Annotated in this window: 1 protein-coding gene; it reads left to right on the top strand. The window is 70.5% G+C overall.

Going from position 1 to position 2207, the window contains the following annotated elements; genetic code table 11:
• Positions 1-12 precede the first annotated feature (12 nt).
• Positions 13-2207, top strand: a 2195-nt coding sequence (locus tag ABZ956_RS30450) for a polyketide synthase dehydratase domain-containing protein (RefSeq protein WP_361900745.1), incomplete at its 3' end; no start/stop codon positions are given.

Raw genomic sequence — 2207 nt, 5'->3', positions numbered from 1 at the left:
GAGATTCCGCTGGTGTCGAACGTGACGGGCGAGCTGGCGACGGCGGACTTGGTGTGCAGCCCTGATTACTGGGTGCGGCATGTCCGTGAGGCCGTTCGTTTCGCCGATGGTGTGACGGCGCTCGCCGAAGCCGGAGCGTCGGCCTTCTTCGAGCTCGGCCCTGACGGTGGTCTTGCCGCGATGGCTCAGCAGAGCCTGGACGGCGACAACGACGACCTCGTCGTTGTCCCCGCCCTGCGCAAGGATCGTCCCGAAGAGACGGCCCTGTTCACCGCTCTTGCCCGGCTGCACGTCGCCGGGGTCGGCATCGACTGGACCGCGCTCTTCACCGGCACTGGTGCCCGGCGCGTCGACCTGCCGACGTACGCCTTCCAGCACCAGCGGTACTGGCCCACGCCCGCTGTGCACACCGGCGACGTCACCGGTGCGGGTCTGTCCCCGGCGGAACACCCGCTGCTGGGCGCGACCCTGGCCCTTGCGGACTCGGACGAGGTGCTGTTCACGGGCAGGCTGTCCCTGCAGTCGCAGCCCTGGCTCGTCGACCACGTCGTGGACGGGAAGGTCATGTTCCCGGCCACCGGCTTCCTGGAGCTCGCTACGAGCGCCGGCGACCAGGTCGGCTGCGACCGGGTCGAGGAACTCACGCTGCTCGCCCCGCTGGTGCTGACCGAGGATGGCGCCGCACTCGTCCAGGTGCTGCTGGGCGCGCCCGACGAGGCCGGTCTCCGTACGGTGACCTTCTACTCGCGCCCGGAGCATGCCGCCGAGCAGGCGTGGAGTGAGCACGCCACGGGTCTGCTGGGCACCGGCGAGCGGGTGGCGGAATTTGACGCCTCCGTCTGGCCGCCCCGGAACGCCACGGCTGTGGACATCGAGGGCTACTACGACCGGACCGAGTACGGTCCGGTGTTCCAGGGGCTGCGCTCGGTCTGGATGCGCGGCGACGAGGTCTTCATCGAGGCGGCGCTGCCGCACGATGCCCATGAGGACGCCGAGCGTTTCGGGCTGCACCCGGCGCTGCTGGACGCGGTGCTGCACGCCCACGAGATCGCAGGCGTCGGCAACGACGGCTATGTCGTGATGCCGTTCGGCTGGAGTGGTGTGTCGCTGCACGCCGGCGGTGCTTCGGTCGTCCGGGCCCGCATGGTCAAGCTCGGTGAGAACTCGCTGACCATCGCGGTCGCGGATGTCGAGGGCGCGCCGGTACTGACCGTCGAGAAGCTGGCGATGCGTGCACGGCAGGCCGTGGTGGCCTCCGCCCCCCAGCTCACCGGGCAGAATCCGCTGCTCTACCTGGACTGGACGGCCGCACCGGAGACGCAGACGCATGCCTCCGAGGAGGTCCGATGCGTGACGTTGGGCGCGGTGGACGAGTTCGGCGTCGGCGCGACGGCCGGCTCTCTGGCAGAGGTCACGGGTGAGGAGAGCCTGGTCCTCGTTTCCGTCTCGGGCAGTGATGCCGATGCTGATGCCGCTGTCGCGGTGCATGAGTTGACGGGCCGGGTGCTGGGTCTGGTTCAGGAGTGGCTGGCGGAGGAGCGGTTCGCTGCCTCGCGCCTGGTGTTCGTCACCCGTAAGGCGGTCGCCGTCGATTCCCGCGAGGGCGTCGATGATCTTGCGGCGGGTGCGGTGTGGGGTCTGGTGCGTTCGGCGCAGTCGGAGAACCCGGGCCGCTTCGCGCTGCTCGACATCGATGGCGACTTCGGTGGCGATGTCGAAGGCGACGTCGGCGGTGTGTCCGCCGTGCTGTCGAGCCTGCCCGGGCTGCTGGCCGCGGGTGATGAGCAGTTCGTGGTGCGGGACGGTGTGCTGCGGGTGGGCCGGCTGGCCCGTACGGCCTCTGGGCGGGGCCTGCTGCCTCCGGCCGGTGAGCCCTGGCGGCTGGATGCCGGTGCCAAGGGCAGCCTGGACGGCCTGGTGCTCGCCCCGCATCCGGAGGCGCTGGAGCCGCTCGCTCCGGGGCAGATCCGGGTGGCTGTCGAGGCTGCGGGCGTCAACTTCCGTGACGTTCTCAACGCCCTCGGCATGTACCCCGGTGAGGCCGGCCCGCTGGGGGCCGAGGCATCGGGCGTGGTCACCGAGACCGGTGCCGATGTGCACGGTGTTCGCCCGGGTGATCGGGTGATGGGCATGGTGCCGGGTGGGTTCGGTCCGGTGGCTGTGGTGGATGAGCGGTATGTGGTGGGTGTGCCGGAGGGTTGGTCGGG

It is taken from the genome of Streptomyces sp. NPDC046261 (genome assembly GCF_040646235.1).
In the GTDB taxonomy this organism is placed as follows: domain Bacteria; phylum Actinomycetota; class Actinomycetes; order Streptomycetales; family Streptomycetaceae; genus Streptomyces.
Note: the sequence above shows the minus strand (reverse complement) of the source record. Positions and strands in the feature narration are given on the sequence as shown.